Genomic DNA, 18,771 nt, shown 5'->3' with positions numbered 1-18,771 from the left:
GAGCCCGCGATGACCACCGCGTTTTCCGGCGACCCCGCGTCGCAACCGACGAAGCAGCGCGTCTTCGCGTTCGCGCTGATGTGCGTCGGCTTCTTCATGGCGACGCTCGACATCCAGATCGTCGCGTCGTCGCTGCGCGACATCGGCGGCGGCCTGTCCGCGAGCCAGGACGAGTTGTCCTGGGTGCAGACGGCCTACCTGATCGCCGAAATCATCGTGATCCCGATGTCGGGCTGGCTGTCGAGGGTGATGTCGACACGCTGGCTGTTCGTCGCGTCGGCCGTCGGCTTCACGATCACGAGCATGTTGTGCGGGCTCGCGTGGGACATCAACTCGATGATCCTGTTCCGCGGGCTGCAGGGCGCGCTCGGCGCCGCGATGATCCCGACCGTGTTCACGACCGCGTTCGTGCTGTTTCCGGGCAAGCAGCGGCTGATTGCGTCGACGACGATCGGCGCGCTCGCGTCGCTCGCGCCGGCGATCGGGCCGGTGATCGGCGGCTGGATCACCGATCAATGGTCGTGGCACTGGCTGTTCTACCTGAACCTCCTGCCGGGCATCGCGGTGGCCGCGCTGGTGCCGCGCTACGTGCATATCGACGCACCCGATCTCAGCCTCATCAAGCGCGGCGACTATCGCGGCATCGCGCTAATGTCGGGCTTCCTCGGCTGCCTCGAATACGTGCTGGAAGAAGGCCCGCGCAAGAACTGGTTCAGCGACGACGCGATCGTCATCTGCGCGTGGATCTCCGGCATCTGCGGCTTCCTGTTCATCGTGCACGCGCTGACCGCGGAAGATCCGATCGTCGATCTGCGCGCGCTCGCCGTGCGCAACTTCGGGATCGGCAGCCTGCTGTCGTTCGTGACGGGCATCGGGATCTTCGTGACCGTGTTCCTGACGCCGCTGTTTCTCGCGCAAGTGCGTGCGTTCAGTTCGCTGCAGATCGGCATCGCGCTGCTGTCGGTCGGTGTGTTCCAGCTGCTCGCGCTCTGCGCATATGCGTTCGCCACACGCTACTTCAGCATGCGCGCGCTGCTCGTGTTCGGGCTCGTCTGCTTCGGCCTCGGCTGCTACATGTATACGCCGATCACGCACGACTGGGGCTGGCGGGAACTGCTGCTGCCGCAGGCGCTGCGCGGCATCGGCCAGCAGTTCAGCGTGCCGCCGATCGTGACGATGGCACTGGGCTCGCTGCCGCAGTCGCGGCTGAAATCGGCGAGCGGCCTGTTCAACCTGATGCGCAACCTCGGCGGCGCGATCGGCATCGCGGTGAGCGCGACGATGCTCAACGACCGGCTCAACTTCCACTACCTGCGCCTGAACGAACACGTGAGCGCCGGCGAGCCGCAGGTCGCGTCGCTGCTCGATCGCCAGGCCGCGTACTGGACCTCGGTGGCCGGCAACACGCTCAACACCGCGCAGGCCGGCCTCGCGAACCTGCACCGCCTGATCTATCGCGAAGCGCTGACGCTCACCTACGCGGATGCGTACTACGCGCTGTCGCTGTGCTTCGTGGTCGCGCTGCTTGCCGTCGCGTTTTCCCGTCCCATCACCCTGAACGCGCCGCCGCCGGACGCGCACTGAAGCCAAGGTCGTCATCATGAAAAAGCTACTCGTCGCGCTGGCCGTCAGCGCCTTCGCCGCAGGGTGTGCGGTGCAGCCCGCGCAGCATCCCGCGCTGCACGATTCCGTTCAATCCCTCGCGCCCGCCGCGTGGGACACCGACGTGCCGCGCGCGGACATCGACGCCGCCGCGTGGTGGGCGCAGTTCAACGACCCCGTGCTCGACCGGCTGATCGCGACCGTGCTCGATGGCAACCTCGATCTGCAGGCCGCCGCCGAACGCGTGAAGCAGGCGCAGGCGCTGACCGTGCAGAAGCGCGCGGCGCTGCTGCCCGAACTCGACGCGACCGCGCGTGCGTCCGACGCGCGCCAGAACACGCCGCCGCCGCTCGGCTACGTGCGGCAGGCCGGCGCGGGACTCGCGCTGAGCTGGTCGCCGGACGTGTTCGGCGGCGAACGGCTCGACCTGCTGGCCGCGCAGGCCGAGCTGGTCGGGCAAAAGCACGCCGAAGACGCGATGCGGCTCGCGCTCGCGGCCGATGCGGCCTCGGCCTATGTGGATCTGCGCTGGGCGCAGCAGGAACTGAAGATCCTGCAGGACAACGCGGCGATCCGCCGGCATGCGCTCGAACTCACGCGCAAGCGGCAGGCGTTCGGGTTGTCGACGGAGCTCGACGTCACGCGCGCGCAGAACCAGCTCGATGCGCTCGAAGCGCGGATTCCGCCAACGCAGGCGCAGATCGCGCATCAGCTCAATCTGATCGCCGTGTATTCGGGCCGCACGCCCGAGTCGGTCGACCGGCTCGTGCTCGCGCAGGCCGGCGCGATTCCGGCGCCGCCTGCCGGGTCGCCCGCCACGCTGCCGTCGCAGGCGCTGCTGCGCCGGCCGGACGTGCTCACCGCGTACGCCCAGGTCGAGCGGCGCGCGGCGCAGGTCGGCGTCGCGAAGGCCGAGCGGTATCCGAAGTTCTCGCTGAACCTGACCGACGGGATTCTGGCCGCGTCGTATCTCGGGTTGCCGACGCTGACCGACAACCTGTTCAGCGCGGCGCTGAGCGCAACGAGCCCGATCTTCAACGCGGGGCGAATCACCGCCGACATCACGCAAAGCGAAAGCCGGATGCGCGAGTCGGAACTCGGGTTGCGGCAGACGATGCTGCAGGCGCTGCGGGAAGTCGAGGACGCGCGTGCGAACCTCGTCAGCAGCGATGAAGCGACGCGGCGCCTCGATAGCGCGCTGTCGGCGTCGGACAAGGCGCTCGGGCTGGCGAACCAGCTCTACAAGGGCGGCGCGACGGATTTTCTGGACGTGCTGTCGGCGCAGGAGGTGTATCTGCGGGATTCGGATGCGCTCAATCAGGTCAGGCGCGAGCATGCGCTGGCGGCGGTCGCGTTGTATCGGTCGCTCGGCGGCGGGTGGAGCCGGAACGATGCGGCGGGTGAAGCGCAGGCCGTGGCCGCCACCGCCGCGCAGGATTGACCGCGGCCGCCATGCGACGCCGGCGCCGTCGTCCGTGCACGGGAGGCCGGGCATGCGGTGCGGTCAGCCCGCGTCCGGCCACCGGTATCCGATCACCTCGCTCACCGGATACGCAAGCTCGCGCACTTCCTCCAGCTGATTGCCGCCGAACAGGTGCACACGCTCGTCGTCGTGACGCAGGTAGAACCCGACGTGCCCCTTCCAGCTCACGGGGTCGTCGCGCGTCAGGATCGCGATGCAGCCGTACACCGGACGCTCCAGCGGCCGCCCCCATTCGAGCCACGAACGCGCGAGCGCCGACCCCGTGCCGCGGATGCCCGCATGCGTCATGCACCAGTTGACGAACGACGAGCACCACGAAATCTTGTCGTCGTAGCCGACGAGATTCGTGTGGTTGTTGTATTCGACGATGCGCGGATTGATGCTGCCGGGCGGGAAGCGGCGAATGCCCAGCTCGGCCAGTGCGACGGCCATCCACGGCGGATGGCCGGCTGGCGGGTTGCCCTCGGGGTTCGATCGGATCACGACGGTCTCGATGGAATGCGGGTGGAATGTCGCTCGATCTTCGCATGAATGCGGCGGTATGGTGGTGTCGGTTCGGGCCGCCTCGGGTGAACCGGTCGAGCATTGGGGCTCCGCCGTTACAACTGATGCCGTCGTCTTTCCGGATTCCCGACACGGAAGAAAACAATCGGCCGGATTCTTTTGCCTTCGTGCGGAGAACCCTGACTCCGGTGCGAGCCGTTCCGCCAGATTTCGCACCACCCGTGGTTCTGGTCACGCCAGAGCCTTCCCGGCCGTCAATGACTCGTCTGGCCGGCCCCACGACGTCAAATCGTACGGACGTTTGCGTGCCGATCGCTGCTCAAATTCTGGCGTTACGCAACCTTAGCGCGTTCGAAATGACCGAAGCGGAGCTTAGACTCATTGCAAGTGCCGCAATCATCGGCGAGAGCAGCAAACCGGTGAATGGATAAAGTACCCCTGCCGCCAGCGGAACGCCAAGCGCGTTGTAGATGAACGCGAAGCCGAGATTCTGCTTCATGTTCGCAACGGTTGCCTCGGACAGCACTCGAGCACGCGCGATACCGCGCAAGTCGCCCTTGACGAGCGTCACCTGAGCGCTACTCATTGCCACATCCGTGCCTGTTCCCATGGCCACGCCGACATCGGCCTTGGCAAGCGCGGGGGCGTCGTTTATGCCGTCTCCAGCCATCGCGACGACATGCCGGGCTTGCTGAAGCCGTGATACCAGATTGAGCTTATCGGCAGGCTTCACCTCGCCATGGAATTCACCGATGCCGAGCTTTTCGGCCACCGCCTTCGCGGTGACCACACCATCACCGGTCGCCATTACGACTCGAATACCGTTCTCCCTCAATGTCGAAAGCGCTTCCGGCGTCGTCGCCTTTATCGGGTCGGCGACCGCCAGCAGTCCGGCCAAACCGCCATCGACAGCCAGGTACATGACGCTGGCGCCTTGCGCACGCAGGCCGTTCGCCTCCTTGGCCAGCGATTCGACGGATATGGCGTCAGCCTGCATCAGCGCGGTGTTGCCAAGCGCAAGTCTCCTGCCGGCGACCCTTCCTCTCACGCCGATACCCGTCGCAGATTCGAAATTTTCCGTGCGTTCCAAAGTCAACTTCTTCTCACGGGCTGCCGCAACGATGGCTGCTGCAAGCGGATGCTCGCTGCCCTGGTCGAGGCTCGCCGCCAGACGAAGCACTTCGTCGGCCGTGTATCCGGTTGTGCCCACGGCTTGCTCGAACGCTGGACGCCCCTCGGTCAGCGTCCCGGTCTTGTCGACGATGAGCACGTCGACCTTCCGAAAATTCTCAATCGCAGCCGCATCGCGAAAGAGGATCCCCGTTGTGGCTCCTTTTCCGCTCGCGACCATGATCGACATTGGCGTCGCGAGGCCCAGCGCGCAGGGACATGCAATGATGAGCACTGCCACCGCATTGATGAGACCGAACACCCAGCTGGGCTCGGGGCCAACGATGCCCCACACGAAGAACGTCAAAAGTGCGACGCTGACGACCCCGACGACAAACACGCCGGCCACCTTGTCAGCCATACGTTGCATGGGGGCGCGGGACCGCTGCGCCTGCGCGACCATCTGCACGATTTGCGACAGGACGGTTTGGGAGCCGACCTTTTCCGAGCGGATGACGAGACTGCCCGTCGCGTTCATCGTTGCGCCAATGACGTGGTCGCCAACACGCTTCGTGACGGGAATGGGCTCGCCGGTAATCATGGACTCGTCGAGCGAACTCGTGCCGTCCGTCACTACGCCATCCACAGGAACTTTTTCGCCCGGCCGAACGCGAAGCAGGTCTCCCACATGTACATTGGATAACTGAATATCTTCTTCGGCGCCATCCGGGTTGATGCGTCGCGCAGTCTTGGGTGCGAGCCCGAGGAGTGCCTTGATGGCGGCGGACGTTTGCGAGCGCGCCTTCAGTTCGAGCATCTGCCCGAGAAGCGTCAGCGAAATGATGACTGCCGCCGCCTCGAAATACACGCTGACTCGGCCGTGCGCGCTGTACGTTTCCGGAAACACGCCGGGGAAGATGGTCGCGATGACACTGTAGATGTAAGCGGCGCCTGTCCCAAGCCCGATGAGGGTCCACATGTTGGGGCTGCGGTTCATGAATGAGCGCACGCATCGCGCGAAAAACGGCAGGCCTGCCCACAGGACGACCGGCGTAGAGATAATGAACTCGACCCAGCTCTCGGTGTCGACGTCCATCGATCCGAAGCGATGGCCGAACATCGCAAGGACGAAGACCACGACGGTCAGTGGCAACGTCCACCAGAATCGGCGCTGGAAATCGACCAGTTCCGGGTTATCGCCTTCGTCAACGCCGGGCAGAATCGGTTCCAGGGTCATGCCGCACTTCGGACATTGTCCAGGATGGTCCTGGCGAATTTCCGGGTGCATCGGACACGTGTAGATGGTGCCCTCGGGCACGGCTTGTGACTGCTCGATGGTCGGGGGCTCAACGTACTTGGACGGCGCAGCCTGGAATTTCGTCAAGCAAGCCTGGCTGCAGAACGCGTACCACTTGCCATTGTGTTCGCCGTGGAAGCGGAACTTATCGGACACCGTCATTCCGCAGACGGGGTCGCGAAGCGAATCCGTGGAACGAACGTGCTCGGCCCGGCCCTCACGATGATGCGCATGCGCGTCGTGTCCGTGCCCGGCGGAAGGCGCGTGCTTGTCCGCCTCACGAGCGTGATGTTCGCCCGATGACACCTGCCCGGAAATCCGTTGATGATGAAGCTTGTCTTCGCCGGGTCGGCCGCTCATTTGACGCTCCCTTGTTCACCCGTTCCGCTTCCATTGAGGCTCGTCGCCCTGCGCATCAGAGGGCGCCACCGACGACGTGTCGGTATGTCGAGCGCTAGCACGGGAGCAACGATCATTCCGTGCTTTCCCGTTCAACCCGTTACCTCACTCTCCTGATTTCCGGAGACGAACACGGGCAACGTGTAGTCCGGGAGAGAGGTACGGGCGTACGGAATTGCGTCAGCCCGGTCCACTCAGGCGGTTGTGCAACCACGCGAAGAAGGCGCCAGCTGCAAAGAACCAGACCGCGAACACACCGGCCGGGTAGACGACGAACCACCACGACAGTGACTCCCCCGTCTGAAGGCGCCGAAAATCGAGTCCGTGAAAAAGCGTGTTCATGAAGTTCATGAACGGTTCAGGAAGTGCCATCCATACGAGCGTGCACAGGACATAGAAGAGCACAACCGTGGCTGAAAGCGTCACGCCAGTCTTGAAGGGCTTCATGGCAGCCTCCTCATCCCGGAAGATTGCGATTGAGTTCGGCAGCAGTGCCAGCTATCGGCGAGCCGCCTGAAATCAATGTATTTGGGCCGGGCGTTTTCCAAAAACGTTGGGTACGAAGCGCGGCGTATGTGCCGCGTATTCACGCCACGCCGCGCCGAACTGCGCCTCCGAATCGCGTTCCTCTTGTATCGCTAGTCGAACGTACATGAAAACCAGAATGGGAAACATTGCCAAGGTCACCAGCGTGGGCCATTGAAGCAGGAAACCCAGCATGATGACGACGAACCCGACGTACTGAGGATGTCGGATTTTCGCGTAGGGTCCGGTGGCGGCCAACTCCTTGCTACGCTGAGCTTCATACAGTACGTGCCACGCCGTGGACAGCAAGTAGAAACCGCCCAATATCAAGAAGAAGCTGAGAAGATGCGGAAGTCCGCCATGCGGGTCGCCGTGCCTGCCGGTCAGGGTCCACCACAGGTGTCCTGTATCGTGCGACAGCAGATTTGTTTGCGGAAAGCGCGTCTGCAACCAACCCGACAGCAAATAGATGGTGAGCGGAAACCCGTACATTTCCGCGAATAGCGCGACGATGAAGGCAGAGAATCCACCGAACGTTCGCCAGTCCCGCTTTGTCGCCGGCTTGAAGAAGCTGAACGCGAAGATGATGAAGACAAGTGAATTGATCGCTGCGAGGCTCCATAACCCGTAACCGTCATCGATGCTGGTCATGACCCTCTCCCGAATCAGGACGCCCCTCGGTCGATTTCGTTCCATGGTGCCCGTGCCCATGGTGCATGAACAGATGCATCAGCGGGCACGAGAGCAACAGCAGATAGGGCAACACCCCAAGGAAGTGGGCTCGGTGTTCCGAAAGCAGGAGAAACAGTGCTATTGCAGCGAACGCGACGAGTGCAATGGCCGACCGTGATTTCCAGAACGGCCGAGCACCATGTGAGTTGTCATTCACCGCTGCCTCCCATTTCGTACCGTCTCACTTTCCGGCCGGATGCTGCCGCGCAGTTTGCCTTGCTCGGCGCCTTTGCGGTCGCCGTATTGGGATGATGGCGATCGCGAGCTGCATTGTCGGTGGCCGCCGGCGGACCGGCGATTGCAGCGCCATGACCATGCCGAGCGCCGCAACTGCGATTGCCGGTTTTTCCGGCAATGCCATCGCGTTCTACGCGAGCATGGCTCCGGATAGCCGGTCGAGCCCTGAAACCACTCTATGCTGACGCCCCTTCGATGGCTTGACGTGGCTCAACGAATCACGAATCGAACGCTTCATACGTAGCACAGCCGTGGGGCGGACAAGCGACCGGGACGGGGTATCGCTCCGGGCACGCTCGACAATGCAGCATTGACATGAATCAACTCTGCGACCGCGCTGCCACTTACGATAAGCAGTGCACACGCGAGCGGCGGAATGCCGAGGAATATCGGACAGAGGCGCGTCCATGTCGACAAATCCTGCAGCAATCTCTGCGCGGCGCAGTCTGGCCCGCGCACTTCTGATAGCCGCAATGGCGGCGAGTCTGCTTGCTCTCTCCGGGTGCGGTTATAACGCCATCCAGAGCGAAGACGAGCAGGTAAAGGCCAGTTGGTCAGAAGTTCTAAATCAGTATCAACGGCGTGCCGACCTCGTTCCCAACCTCGTCAACACAGTGAAGGGGTACGCGAACCAGGAAAAGGAAGTGCTCGTCCGCGTGACAGAGGCCCGGGCACAAGTCGGCTCGATTCGCGCCACGCCCGAACTCATTGCCGACCCGCAGGCGTTCGCAAAGTTCGAAGCGGCGCAGGGACAGCTCACGTCGTCTCTGTCACGTCTGCTCGTGGTATCGGAGAACTATCCGCAATTGAAGTCGGACGCGAACTTCCGGGACCTGCAGGCGCAGCTCGAAGGCACGGAAAATCGTATCGCCGTAGCCCGCAACCGATACATTCGCTCCGTCCAGACGTACAACACGACGATACGTTCGTTCCCGAACAATTTGACTGCGAAGGCATTCGGCTATCTGGAGCGCCCGAACTTCTCGGTGAGCAACGAGGCCGAGATTTCCAAACCGCCTCGGGTCGACTTCGGCTCGACGCCGGCATCTGCAGGCAAGGCCTCCAATTGAACACGTTCCGACTGGCGATGGTCGTCGTCTTAGCCTTCTTTGTCCTGGGGGTAGCACACGCGCACGCGGACGCCGCCATCCCGCCACTGACGTCCAGAGTGACCGATGAGACCGGAACCCTGACCAGCGACCAGACGGCCAGCCTTGAGAAGACGTTGAGAGAGTTTGAGGCGAAACGAGGAACGCAGCTTTCAGTTCTCATTGTCCCGACCACGGAGCCCGAAACCATCGAACAGTATTCGATGCGAGTCGTCGAGCAATGGAAGCTTGGGCGCAAGAATGTCGACGACGGCGCGCTCCTGATCGTCGCCAAAAACGACCGGGCACTTCGAATCGAGGTCGGGTACGGCCTCGAAGGCGTGCTCACCGACGCAACGAGCAATCGCATCATCAACGAAGCGATAGTCCCGCGATTCCGAAACGGGGACTTCTACGGTGGCATCACCGCCGGCCTCGACGGCATCATGCGCGTCACCAGCGGCGAGCCGTTACCTCCGCCGCAGCGACCAGCTCGGGCCAGCGACGGCGCCGGACGGTTGCTTCCTGTTCTTTTCCTCCTGACGATCATGGCCGGCGGGCTGCTGCGCGCCATGTTCGGGCGTCTGCCAGGAGCCGTCGTTACCGGCGGCGTCGTTGGGGTACTCGCGTGGATTTTATCGCAGGCGCTTTTCGTCGCCATCGCGGCGGGAATGATGGCGCTGCTCTTCACATTGCTGGGTGGCGGGATGCGAGCCGCTGGCGGGCGCTTCATTGGCGGTAGCGACGCGCGTTTCGGTCGTGATTCGAATCGCGACATCTTTCGCGGAGGCGGTGGGGGCTTCGGCGGCGGTGGCGCATCGGGACGGTGGTGAGCATGGACCTGAAACGCCTCTTCCGGCATCTTTTCACGACCCACTGGCAGGTCAACAGCGTATTTTCACGGCGGGCGCTTGACGCTATCGACGAGGCTGTACGTACTAGTCATCGCGCACACGTGGGTCAAGTCAGGTTTGCTGTGGAGGGGGCGCTGCACATTGGCGCCTTGCTGAAGGGCACGACTGCGAGGGATCGTGCCATCGAGGTGTTCTCGGACCTCAGGGTTTGGGACACGGAGCACAACAACGGCATTCTCATCTATCTTCTTCTTGCGGACCGCGACGTCGAAATCGTTGCGGACCGAGGCATACACGCCAAGGTGGACAGCCGCGAATGGGAGGCGATTTGCCAGGCCATGGAGGCTCATTTCCGGCAAGGCGATTATCGGTCCGGTGTCCTGCGAGGTGTCGAGCAAGTGACCGAACTGTTGCAAAAACACTTTCCGGTTCACGGTCCGCAGCGCGATGACCTTTCGAGTTCGTCCATCGTGATATGAGCTCCGGAGCTTGAGAGCGATCCTCTCCGCGGGCGGCAAGCCGCCGATTCGTTACAGGAGGTCGTCTCGACGAGACCGCGGACGGTTACCTCGTCGGCAAAGCGAGCGTCAGCAAGAAAAGGGAGCTAAAAAAGCTTTAGCCCCCTTCGCACCTCCCGTTACTCCACCGTCACCGATTTCGCGAGGTTCCTCGGTTTGTCGATATCCGCGCCCCGCAGGCAAGCGGCGTGATACGCGAGCAGCTGAAGCGGCACGACGTGCAGGATCGGCGACAGCAGCCCGTAGTAGTCCGGCATGCGCAGCACCGACACGCCTTCGCCGTTGTCGATCCGCGTATCGGCATCGGCGAACACGTAAAGCTGTCCGCCCCGCGCCCGCACTTCCTGCATGTTCGACTTGAGCTTCTCGAGCAACGCGTCGTTCGGCGCAATCGTCGCGACCGGCATCGCGTGCGTCACGAGCGCAAGCGGCCCGTGTTTCAGTTCGCCGGCCGGATACGCTTCCGCGTGGATGTACGAAATCTCCTTCAGCTTCAGCGCGCCTTCGAGCGCGATCGGGTAATGCAGCCCGCGCCCGAGGAACAGCGCGTTCTCGTGCCGCGAGAATTCCGCGGCCCAGCGCTCGATCTGCTGTTCGAGCGCGAGCACGTCTTCGAGCGCGTTCGGCAGCCGTCGCAACTGGGTCGTATAACGCGCGAGCTGCGCATCGTCGACGTAGCCGCGCAGCCGGCCGAGCGTCACCGCGAGTATGAACAGCGCGACGAGCTGCGTCGTGAACGCCTTGGTCGACGCGACGCCGATTTCAGGGCCGGCGCGCGTCAGGAACCGCAAGCCGGTCTGACGCATCATCGCGCTCGTCGGCACGTTGCAGATCGCCAGCGTATCGATGTGGCCGAGCGCCTGCGCATACTTGAGCGCGGCGAGCGTATCGGCGGTCTCGCCGGATTGCGACACGCTGACCACCAGCGTATTCGGCAGCGCGAGCGCGTCGCTGTAACGGTATTCGCTCGCGATCTCGACCTGCGCGGGCAGGCGCGCGATCGTCTCGAGCCAGCGGCGCGCGGTGAGGCCGGAATAGTGACTCGTGCCGCACGCGAGAATCAGCACGTTGTCGATCTGTTCGAACGCGCGTGCGGCATCCGGGCCGAATATCGCCGGATCGAACAGCCCCGCATCGGGAATCGTCGCGGCGACGGCCTGCGGTTGCTCGAAAATTTCCTTCTGCATGAAATGCCGATACGGCCCGAGCTCGACCGCGGCCTGCGCCGACGAGACGGTCTGGATCGGGCGATCGACCGGTGTGCCGCCACGCTCGAGGATTCGCACGCCGCCCGGCGTCAATTCGACGATGTCGCCTTCCTCGAGAAAGATGAAGCGATCGGTGATGCCGGCGAGCGCGAGCGCGTCGGATGCGAGAAAACATTCGTCGTCCTTCAGGCCGACGACGAGCGGCGATCCGACCCGCGCGCCGATCAGCCGCTGCGGCTCATGCTTGCTGAACACCGCGATCGCGTATGCGCCGTGCAGTTGCGACGTCGCATCGCGCACGGCGGCGAGCAGATCGCCGCGATACTTGCTGTGAATCAGATGGGCGACGACCTCGGTGTCCGTCTGGCCATCGAACTGGTAGTGCTCGTCAGACAGTTGCCTGCGCAACGTTTCATGATTCTCGATGATGCCGTTGTGCACGAGCGCGATTTCGTCGCGCGAGAAGATCGGATGCGCATTGCAGGTTGCGGGCGCGCCATGCGTCGCCCATCGCGTATGCGCGATGCCGGTGCTGCCGGACAGCCCGGCGCTGCGCACGTGCGCGTCGAGATCGGCGACCCGCGACACACTGCGCTCTCGTCGCGCCTGGCCGTCGACGACGGTCGCCACGCCGCATGAATCGTAGCCGCGATATTCGAGGCGGCGCAAACCTTCAATCAGAATCGGAACGATGTTCCGTTGCGCGACCGCGCCGACGATGCCACACATGACACGTCTCCTTCCCTGTTTCCGTTCATCGACCGTGCGCCGTCGTGTCAGCGCGATCCGGTCACCGTTATCTCCGCCGTCGTGAACCCGCATTTGGCGGGCGCGAGCGGGTCGGCCATCCGGCTTTCGAATGCCAGATACAGCGCCTCCTCCAGTACGTTCCAGTGCGAGCCATGACGGTACGGGCCCGAGCGCGCATACCAGCAGGCGACGGTGCTCCAGTCGTTCATCTTGAATGCGACCAGCGCGATCAGCCCCCACGGAAAATCGGAGCCGGCCAGTTGCATCCAGGTCTTGCCGTACTTCTGCATCCACTGCGCATAGATCGTCTCGTTCGACTGGTCGGGCACCTGGATGCCGGACAGGATCGGGAAGATCTGCGCGACTTTCGCCGGATAGAAGCTCGTGTCGCTGATCTTCTGCGTGCTCGCGCGAAAGCCGGATTGCGTGCCGCGCCAGAACACCTTCACGATCGCCGACGACAGCCGGTCGGCACGCTGGCTCCACGGCCCTGCACGCGCGTAGTCGGCGCGGCGCACGTAATACGCGGCGAGCGCCTGGAACGCGCTGTGCACCTCGACGTTATCCATCAGCAGTGCGACATGAAGCGACGACGAGATCTGATAGACGCCGCTCGCCTTGTCGAGCAGCGTGTCCAGGTGCGCGCCCGCGCGGTTCAGGCTGAGTTCCCAGGCAGCCGGCATCCCGTCGGGAGGCGCAAAGCGCGCGAGCAGTTCGATCCAGGTCGCCATCATCGCGTCGTCCGCGTCGGCTTCCGCGCACGGGCCGACCTGTCCGCTCTTCACGCAGAAGCGGTCGAATCCGCCGTCCAGCCGCTGGCGCGGCAACACCCACGCGATCCACGCGAGTGCGGCCTGATGGGCATCCATATGGGTGTCGGCGGCGGCAAGCAGCGCCTTCGCCGCGAAATAAGGATCGATGCCGGCGCCGTTCAGGCGCACGGTGATCGCGCCGTCCGGGCGTTGATACAGCCCGTTCAGCTGAAGTTCGGCGGCGCCCGCGTGCAGCACGGAGCAGCACGCGGCGACGCAACAGGCAACGCGCCACGCATGGCACGGCCTGACAAGGGCCGCCACGCACGCGCGTGCGGCCGGGAAAAGCGCGGGCCGTTTCATGATCGGGGGCTCCTGCGCGGTAGTTCTGCGCAATTCGCGCCGGGCGCGGCGTTGGCCGCGTCGCGCGCCGGCGGGTGTATCGACGTTGCGGCTCAGTGCACCTTGGCGCTGGTGAACTGGAGACTGGTGCCGCTATTCGCGGTCACGAGCCAGTACGTCGAGTCGGTGATGCCCACGCTGCCGCTGCCTTGCGTGATGATCGGCAACGCATACGCAGCCTTCGGCAACAGCCACGTCATGTTCGTCAGGCTGGTCGGGTGGCTGGCGGAGAATGCCCAGCCGCTACCCGTGTCGGTGGCCGACCACGTGACGTTCAAGCGCGCCCGGTCGAAGACCGTGATATCGGTCATCGTGTACCACCGGAACTGCCCGGTCAGCTTCAGCAAATTGGCTTGCGAGAAGATCGAGGACAACGTCGACGTATAGGACGACGCGCCGAGCGGGTGCGCGTAGATCAGGCGGCTCGTGTGGTTCGCGACGACGAAGTTCATCAGCGCGGCGTACCAGTTGTTCACGTCGGTCGTCGGCACCGCGTACTGCTGGAACTCCTCGAACGTCGCGTACTTGCCGAACGGCATCACGGGGTAAGCCCACAGGCCCGGGTTCAGCAGCGCACCGTTGCGGTATGCGCGGGTCGGCGCCGAGCCGGTGTGGCCGGTGAAGTAGTACCCGTTGAAGCCATTGCTTTCGAGCCAGTTCACCGACCAGGTCGGCGTGTTGCCTTCCGGCGCCGCATACTCGATGTCGGGCAGGCCCGTCGCAGCCTGGACGGCCTGATGGTTCATCACGAGGTACTGCGTAAACGTGCTCGCGTTCGTCTCGCTCGCATTCGCCCCCCAGTAATCATGGATCCAGCCGCCGTGGCTGCCGACGCGATGCCCCCTGCTGATGAAGTATTTGAGGAGATACTGCGCCGTCGGGTTGTTGGCGAGATTGATGCCACCGCCGTCACCGAAGGTCGCTTCGTCGGGGCCGGCAGTGACCACGACGGAGAACGGTCCGTTGTTCCACACGCCGAGGCTCTTCAGGTAAAGCGCCGGCTGGATCTGGTCGCCCGCGCAGAAGTGCCAGTTGAACACGAGCCCGGCCTGCGCTTTCGGCAGCGGCGACAGCGACGGCAGGTTCAGCATCTGCGTGCCGAAATAATGCAGGTAGCCGTGAATCAGCATGCCGTCGGTCTGGCCGTCGAGGTAGGCCAGCGGCAGGTTGACGAACAGCACGCCGCCGTTGCCGTACGGGTTGTAGCCGGACACCAGCCCGAACGTCGGCGAGGTCAGGATCGTCGTGCCGGAATACGTGCCCTGCGTGACGAAGCTCGGATAGGTCAGGAAGCCGTATACGTAGCCGGAGATGCCTTCGAGCGTGTCGGTGGTGGTCGTCAGCGTGGACGCAAGCGTGTTTGCCGTCTTGCCGGTCGAGGTGCTCAGCAGCGAACCGGCACTATACGTCGTGGTCTTCTTCAGTTTGCCGGTCACGGTGCCGGTCAGCTTCGGGAGCGTCTGGCTCAGCACGCCGCTGCCCGTGGAGGGCGTCGTGTACTGGAACCACGCATTGTGGTTGTAGTTCGCGAGGCCGCCCGGGTTCGACGGGCTGGCCGCCAGGAACAGCGCGCTGCCGGACGTCGAGGCCGACGTCTTCGACGAGCCGGAGCTGCTCGTCGACGCGAACGAAGTCGTGGGGCTGGCGGCCGTGGTCGCCGAAGTCGTCGTCGTCCATGCCATCGACTTGCCGGGGGGCACTTGCAGCGTGCGCAGCCAACTGCTCATGCCGGTCACGTTGCCGAGGCCGATCATGTTGCCGCCGTATTGGTCATACAACACGTAGTCGACGCCGGCCATGTTGCTGAAACGAGACTTCGGGCTCACATAGAAGCCTGCCGAATTCAGTACGCCGAAATCATAGACGAGCATCACCTTGCCGCCGTTCAGCGCATAGTTCTGGATCGCCGTCACGAGCGCGTCGGCGGCCGTCGTATGCACCTGGTCCGGCAGGATCAGGCCCGGATACTGCGACAGCGACGAGCCGGCTGCCATGAACTGGCTGTCGGTCATGACGGTGATCTGCAACCCTTCTTCCTGCGCGGTATCGAGCCACGCGGACACGCGGGAATCAGGCAGCGTCAGCGTGTCGGGCACCAACAGGAGAAGCTGGTTGGTGGCCGCCCGAACGCCGCCCGGACTGAATGCGAACGCCAGCGCGAATAGCGCGAACAGTATCCGCAAGAACTTGCCTGACTTTGCCAACATGGTGTGCTCCTCGCTTAAGGAATGGGTGGCGCCACAGCAGCGATGAGCGTGCCGCCAGCTCGGCCCACCTTGCCCGGTAGATGTGTGCGGCTGCCCAGTTCGTCGAGCATCGAACGACGTCGGCCATCGGCGGCCGGCCCGTCTTCTCCGTTGGAAAAGAATCGATGCGACGCAGGGAGAGAAGCGAACAACGTGCCATTGACTCCGGAAGCCCTGTCGTGCTCGCTCCGTGCGTCGCGTGCCGTGCGGTGCGGCGAAAAACGCGGCCGAATCGTTTCATCACTGATACGGCGGCGTTTAGCACGAATCGTCGGACGGATTCGTCAGCGAGCCGGGCCAGCTCGCGCAGTAGGTATAGAGCGTGACGAGCAGGCCGATCAGCAGCGGGCCGCCGAGCAGGAAATAGCAGAACGGCAGGAACAGCAGCGAGCCATGATGGATGACGACCGCATGCAGCAGCATCACGAACGGCAGCGCGAACACGAAGTAGCCGACCACGAGAAGCGATGCGGCGATCTTCTGCAGCGGCGTGAAATCGAGCGGGTAGTAAAGCGCCGCCATCACCAGCGGAATCAGCGCGATCGCCGCGCCGTGCAGTACGAACATGTCACGCAGATGCAGCATCGGCACATATGGGAACGCGCCCGGTGCGAGCCAGAAATACGCGCAGATCAGCAGCTGAGTGAAGCTCGCGATACGTAACAGATATGCAACGGGCAACCAGTTCGCACGCCGGAAGAACGACGCGCCGAAGCCGATCGCGCACAGCACAGCGGTCACGGCAAGCTGCGTCCCGCTCGGCATTCGCGCGGCGAGATCGATCGACAGCAGCGGGACGCGCGGCGCATCGGGCGGGTAGCCGATCACGATCACGTGCAGTGCCGGATCGATCTCGTGCGCCCCCCACGCCATGACCGCGCGCCAGTAGCGCCACGCGAGCGGCAGGCCGAGCCACAGCAACGCATAGAGCGTCGGGGTCAGCAGCACGATCGACATCAGCCAGCGCTGTGGATGCGGGTGGATCCGCAGCGAACGGTCGACGGGAGGACGGACGGGATGCGTCTGCATGGCGCCCGTTCCCGTTACCAGCGATAGAACACGCTCAGCTCGCCGCCGATCCGTGAATAGTAAGGGTTATGGTAGTAGTCGAATTCGAGTTGCGTGCCCCACTTGCGCGTGAACCAGTAGCGCCATTTCGCGATCACTTCGTGACTGCGGAAATCGGCGATCTGCGAACCGGATCCGGTGACCTGATACGCCTCGCGGCCGAACCCGCCACGCAGCACGATCACGCTCTTCCCGACCTCGCCGTAGGTGACGGCGCCGTAGTATTGCGGCGCCTTCACCGACCCCGGCGAATCGACCGTGTAGTTCGTACCCGCCTCGAAGATCCACTTCGGCAGCGCATACCAGATCACGCCGGCGTGATACAGCTGATCCCGGTGGCCGCTGCGGTTCCATGCATAGCCGGCGCCCAGCGACACGATCAGCGACCGGTTGGACAACAGCTTGCGGTTGATCGAGAGGTCGACGCGCGCGCTCGGCAGGATCGTCCCGGACGTCGTGCCGGAAAAACCGATGCCACCGAACCAGTCCGGTCCCAGGTCCTGCACGTACGTCAGTGCGCCGAGCTGCGTGCTCTCGCCGAAGCGATGCAGCTGCGCCAGCTCGCCGAGTATCGTGCGGCCGCCGTCCTGATAGACGCCGCGCACGTGCACGCCGTACCAGTCGCCATACCCGTGCGTCAGGTGTGCGCTGGACACGCCGAGCGACATCTCGGCATGCCGCTCGCTCGGCGCCTGCACATGCGCGATCACGGCGTCGGGCAACGGCGGCCGGTTCGTATCGTCAGGCGAGAATTCGGCGAGCGACGTGCCGTCCGGCAGGCCGTCGGCGGACACGCGCACGAACGTGGGCGCGTCGAGCGTGCGCGGCACGATGACGGGCGCGGCGGCGGGCGACTGCGCGGGTGCCGGCGCGCCGGCGTCATCCGGCTGCGCCGCGAGCACCGGGAGCGGGCCGACGGCAACGCCGCACAGCACCGCCAGAGCGGCGACCGGTGCGCGCGAGCCGCGACGGCGGGAACGATCGGACATGGAGGCGCTCCTTAACGGGATGCGTGGAACCAGCCGCTGCGGCATGCGACGAGGTCGCCGTGCACGCATGCATGACCGACGACCGAAACGTCGCGCGCACAGGCGCTGACAGGATGACCGGCGACGCCGATGCGCGCGCCGGTCAGGCGCAGCAGGCCGCCGGCCGACACGACGCCGTCGATGCAGCTGCCGCTGGCGAGCAGTACGTCGTCCCGCGCGAACACCGAGCCGTGCAGCAACGCGTGGCGCTCGAGCTCGACGCGATGCGCCTTGACGCCGCCGCGCAGCACGCAGCCGTCGCCGAGCACCAGCGTGCCGTCCACGACGAGGTTCCCCTGCACGACCGTATGCGCGGGCAGACGCACGTCGCAGGGCAGCAGGTAGCGGCCGTGCACGTAGCGATGCGGCAGCGTCGAGAAGTGACGGGTCAGCGAGATCGCACGGCGCGGCGCGGCGGCCGTATCGTCGGTCGGCACCGTCGGTGCCTTGCCGAACACGATCGGCTCGCCGTACAGGCACGCGAAGCCGCCGGCGCCATGCAGGTATACCGTCCCGCCCACCACGACGCCGCGCAGCACCGCGCTGTCGACGTCGATATGCGGCGCGTGCGCGAGCATGCCGATCGTCGCGCCGGCACGAACGTCGATGCGCTGCTCGGCGAACGCATACGTGGCCCGCGCGCCGCCGTCGAGCGTGATCGCGCGATCCGCGTACAGCACGTCCTCGCAATGCTCGTCGTGCACGACGCGGATCTCGTCGTCATGCCGCACCAGGAGGCCGAGCGCGTGCCACGGCGGCATCGCGGATGCGTCGGCCGGCCGCGCACCGCCCGCGTGCGCGCGCAGCGCATCGCGCCAGCGCGCGGCGAGCAGCGCCTGGTCGACGAACGGCCCGTCGCCGATCGGCAGTGCCGCCACGTCGCTGCGCCGGATCAGCTCGTGCAGCAGCGGCAGGAACGGCAGGCTCAGCACGCCCGCCACCGGCACCATCACGTTGAAGGTCGTCAT

General features: G+C 64.6%; 16 protein-coding genes. 5 read left to right on the top strand and 11 right to left on the bottom strand.

Going from position 1 to position 18,771, the window contains the following annotated elements:
• The first annotated feature begins 9 nt into the window (after positions 1-9).
• Positions 10-1,584 carry a DHA2 family efflux MFS transporter permease subunit gene (locus tag WS46_RS05085; RefSeq protein WP_059689491.1) on the top strand — a complete coding sequence of 525 codons (1,575 nt, stop codon included), beginning with the start codon at positions 10-12 and terminating at the stop codon, positions 1,582-1,584.
• Between the two features lie 16 nt (positions 1,585-1,600).
• On the top strand, positions 1,601-3,043 hold the full coding sequence (locus tag WS46_RS05080; RefSeq protein ID WP_059689490.1) for an efflux transporter outer membrane subunit: 1,443 nt from the start codon (positions 1,601-1,603) through the stop codon (positions 3,041-3,043).
• A gap of 63 nt (positions 3,044-3,106) precedes the next feature.
• Here WS46_RS05080 and WS46_RS05075 read toward each other — a convergent pair whose 3' ends face one another.
• The 5 genes from WS46_RS05075 to WS46_RS33455 all read right to left on the bottom strand — a co-directional run bounded on the left by WS46_RS05075 (position 3,107) and on the right by WS46_RS33455 (position 7,809).
• On the bottom strand, positions 3,107-3,517 hold the full coding sequence (locus tag WS46_RS05075; protein ID WP_059532397.1) for a TIGR02594 family protein: 411 nt from the start codon (positions 3,515-3,517) through the stop codon (positions 3,107-3,109).
• Positions 3,518-3,908: 391 nt separating this feature from the next.
• Complete coding sequence (locus WS46_RS05070; protein ID WP_059689489.1) at positions 3,909-6,356, bottom strand: heavy metal translocating P-type ATPase; 2,448 nt, start codon at positions 6,354-6,356, stop codon at positions 3,909-3,911.
• 219 nt (positions 6,357-6,575) lie between these two features.
• Positions 6,576-6,842, bottom strand: coding sequence for a DUF5676 family membrane protein (locus WS46_RS05065; RefSeq protein WP_059689488.1), 267 nt, complete (start codon positions 6,840-6,842; stop codon positions 6,576-6,578).
• A gap of 72 nt (positions 6,843-6,914) precedes the next feature.
• Positions 6,915-7,571 (bottom strand): isoprenylcysteine carboxylmethyltransferase family protein, encoded by a 657-nt coding sequence (locus WS46_RS05060; RefSeq protein ID WP_059689487.1) that lies wholly within the window; start codon positions 7,569-7,571, stop codon positions 6,915-6,917.
• Complete coding sequence (locus WS46_RS33455; protein ID WP_082721894.1) at positions 7,555-7,809, bottom strand: DUF2933 domain-containing protein; 255 nt, start codon at positions 7,807-7,809, stop codon at positions 7,555-7,557. The genes WS46_RS05060 and WS46_RS33455 overlap by 17 nt, the downstream gene beginning before the upstream one ends.
• 487 nt (positions 7,810-8,296) lie before the next feature.
• On the opposite strand from WS46_RS33455, the gene WS46_RS05055 reads away from it, so the two are divergent.
• Genes WS46_RS05055 through WS46_RS05045 form a run of 3 tightly spaced genes read left to right on the top strand, consistent with a single transcriptional unit; the run spans position 8,297 to position 10,310 of the window.
• On the top strand, positions 8,297-8,959 hold the full coding sequence (locus WS46_RS05055) for a LemA family protein (RefSeq protein WP_059689486.1): 663 nt from the start codon (positions 8,297-8,299) through the stop codon (positions 8,957-8,959).
• A 17-nt stretch (positions 8,960-8,976) separates the two neighbouring features.
• Positions 8,977-9,810, top strand: coding sequence for a YgcG family protein (locus WS46_RS05050; protein ID WP_082725261.1), 834 nt, complete (start codon positions 8,977-8,979; stop codon positions 9,808-9,810).
• Between the two features lie 2 nt (positions 9,811-9,812).
• Complete coding sequence (locus WS46_RS05045) at positions 9,813-10,310, top strand: TPM domain-containing protein (RefSeq protein WP_059689484.1); 498 nt, start codon at positions 9,813-9,815, stop codon at positions 10,308-10,310.
• Between the two features lie 158 nt (positions 10,311-10,468).
• Here the strand turns inward: WS46_RS05045 and glmS are convergent, their stop codons facing one another.
• The 6 genes from glmS to WS46_RS05015 form a co-directional block, all read right to left on the bottom strand.
• A complete protein-coding gene (glmS, locus tag WS46_RS05040; protein ID WP_059531768.1) occupies positions 10,469-12,286 on the bottom strand; it encodes a glutamine--fructose-6-phosphate transaminase (isomerizing) in 1,818 nt (605 codons plus the stop codon).
• 47 nt (positions 12,287-12,333) lie between these two features.
• A complete protein-coding gene (locus WS46_RS05035) occupies positions 12,334-13,422 on the bottom strand; it encodes a hypothetical protein (protein ID WP_059689483.1) in 1,089 nt (362 codons plus the stop codon).
• A 92-nt stretch (positions 13,423-13,514) separates the two neighbouring features.
• Positions 13,515-15,668, bottom strand: coding sequence for a hypothetical protein (locus WS46_RS05030; protein WP_059689482.1), 2,154 nt, complete (start codon positions 15,666-15,668; stop codon positions 13,515-13,517).
• Between the two features lie 297 nt (positions 15,669-15,965).
• Positions 15,966-16,736 (bottom strand): hypothetical protein, encoded by a 771-nt coding sequence (locus tag WS46_RS05025; RefSeq protein ID WP_059689481.1) that lies wholly within the window; start codon positions 16,734-16,736, stop codon positions 15,966-15,968.
• Positions 16,737-16,750: 14 nt separating this feature from the next.
• The gene (locus tag WS46_RS05020) at positions 16,751-17,764 is read right to left on the bottom strand and encodes a YaiO family outer membrane beta-barrel protein (protein ID WP_059689480.1); all 1,014 of its coding nucleotides are present in this window, start codon (positions 17,762-17,764) and stop codon (positions 16,751-16,753) included.
• Positions 17,765-17,775: 11 nt separating this feature from the next.
• On the bottom strand, positions 17,776-18,771 hold the full coding sequence (locus WS46_RS05015) for a polymer-forming cytoskeletal protein (protein WP_059689479.1): 996 nt from the start codon (positions 18,769-18,771) through the stop codon (positions 17,776-17,778).

Source organism: Burkholderia sp. RF4-BP95 (assembly GCF_001521985.1).
In the GTDB taxonomy this organism is placed as follows: Bacteria; Pseudomonadota; Gammaproteobacteria; order Burkholderiales; family Burkholderiaceae; genus Burkholderia; species Burkholderia diffusa.
This window is presented reverse-complemented; position numbering and strand designations above follow the sequence as displayed.